3 protein-coding genes are annotated in these 1485 nt (G+C 68.2%); 2 read left to right on the top strand and 1 reads right to left on the bottom strand.

All coding sequences use genetic code 11. From position 1 onward, the window contains the following. The coding region (locus tag AC5RWU_RS24210; RefSeq protein WP_493986714.1) for an Asp23/Gls24 family envelope stress response protein at positions 1 to 271 on the bottom strand (271 nt) is incomplete at its 3' end. A gap of 371 nt (positions 272 to 642) precedes the next feature. Here AC5RWU_RS24210 and AC5RWU_RS24205 point away from each other — a divergent pair. Next, on the top strand, positions 643 to 972 hold the full coding sequence (locus AC5RWU_RS24205; RefSeq protein WP_493986713.1) for a hypothetical protein: 330 nt from the start codon (positions 643 to 645) through the stop codon (positions 970 to 972). Further along, a complete protein-coding gene (locus tag AC5RWU_RS24200) occupies positions 935 to 1312 on the top strand; it encodes a class I SAM-dependent methyltransferase (RefSeq protein ID WP_493986712.1) in 378 nt (125 codons plus the stop codon). The genes AC5RWU_RS24205 and AC5RWU_RS24200 overlap by 38 nt, the downstream gene beginning before the upstream one ends. Positions 1313 to 1485: the final 173 nt, after the last annotated feature.

Below are 1485 nucleotides of genomic sequence, written 5' to 3'. Positions count from 1 at the left end.
CCACGCTCACGCCGCCGCTGACGTTGGTCTGCGCACCGGGGATGCGTTCGGTCAGGTGGCTGAAGGCCCGGCGTGCCGCGGTGCCCATCTCGTAGACTCCCGGCACCTCGCGGGTGGCTATTCCTGCTATTTTCTGCACCACGGTTTCAGCGATGGTGGTATCACCGAAGTCCGTGTGCAGCGGCCCGGTTTTCTGAAGCTGCTTGTCGGAATCATTGCGCTGGCCCTCTTCAGGGGTGGCCAGGACACTGGAATCTTGGGTATCTGCCATCAGGACCATCTCCGGGGGTAGTGGCATTATGCTGCGGACACCACTAGAGACGTGCTGCGCCCCTGTAGCTCACGGAAAATACCGGAACTTTCTTTTCCGCGAGGACCTCGCGGAATTCTGTGAGCAGATCAAGTCCCAGGATTTAGCGGCCTGGCTCCGGTCCGCAAGCGGTCCTTGACGGCGGGCAGCACCGTGGTCAGTGTGGGGACTGCGGCCGGCACCCCGGACGGGCGGCCGGACAGCGCACCGTAACACTGAGCCAAGGAACACCGCATGTCCTACAGAAAACACCGGACAATCCGGATCCCCGCCGTCCCGGCCCGTGGGCAGGCCCGCACCGCCGCGGCCGTCCTCCACCCCGGGGCCCGGCCATGACCGGACCGGATCCGGCCGGCCCGGCCGGGCTGCAGCATCCCCGTTTCGCCCGCGCCTACGCCCGGTCCGTCGCCGGGATGAACCGCCGCGGCGGCACCGAACACCGGCGCCGCCTGCTGGCCGGCCTGCACGGACGCATCATTGAAATCGGCGCCGGTGACGGGTCCGCGTTCGGCCTGTACCCTCAGACGGTCACGGACGTTCTGGCGCTGGAACCCGATGACTACCTTCGAGCCCTTGCCCGGGACCGGGCTGCCCGCGCCGGTCCCCGTCCGGGTCCTCCCTGCCATGGCCGAGCAGATCCCGGCCGCCGACGCCAGCGCTGACGCGGTGGTCACCAGCCTCGTTTTGTGCAGCGTCGCCGACCAGGCCGCGGCCCTGGCCGAAATCCGCCGCATCCTGCGCCCCGGCGGGACACTGGCCTTTTACGAGCACGTCCGCTCCGGGCACCGCCTCCTCGCTGCCGTCGAGGACCTGATGACTCCGGCCTGGCATCGCATGGCCGGGGGCTGCCACCTCAACCGGGATACCCTGCAGGCCATCACCACCGCCGGATTCGTCGTACGGGACAACCGGCGGTTCGGAGTCTCCGTCCACCCGCTGGCGCCGCCGGTCGCCCACATTCTCGGGCACGCAGCCAGCCCCGGCCCAAGCCGCAGCCAGTGACCGTCCCGGACAGGCAAAACGCAATCACCTGGCACGTGCCTCAAAAACCCGCGACGACATATGCGCTGTTATCGGGCTGTATGGATTTATGATCCGGCCGTACGGCAGTTGACGGGGGTGCCGCAGCGGCGCCGGTCCGCTAGGTTGGAAGTGGACGCCCGCGGATCAGGTTC

Source organism: Arthrobacter sp. B0427-1-12, from assembly GCF_059092905.1.
The sequence above is the reverse complement of the archived record's forward strand: the minus strand, read 5'-3'. Positions and strand labels throughout refer to the sequence as shown.

What these genes read in the sequence shown, in the direction of transcription:
- AC5RWU_RS24205 (WP_493986713.1), top strand. Translation starts at nt 643, where the DNA reads ATGACCGGACCGGATCCGGCCGGCCCGGCCGGGCTGCAGCATCCCCGT.
- AC5RWU_RS24200 (WP_493986712.1), top strand. Translation starts at nt 935, where the DNA reads ATGGCCGAGCAGATCCCGGCCGCCGACGCCAGCGCTGACGCGGTGGTC.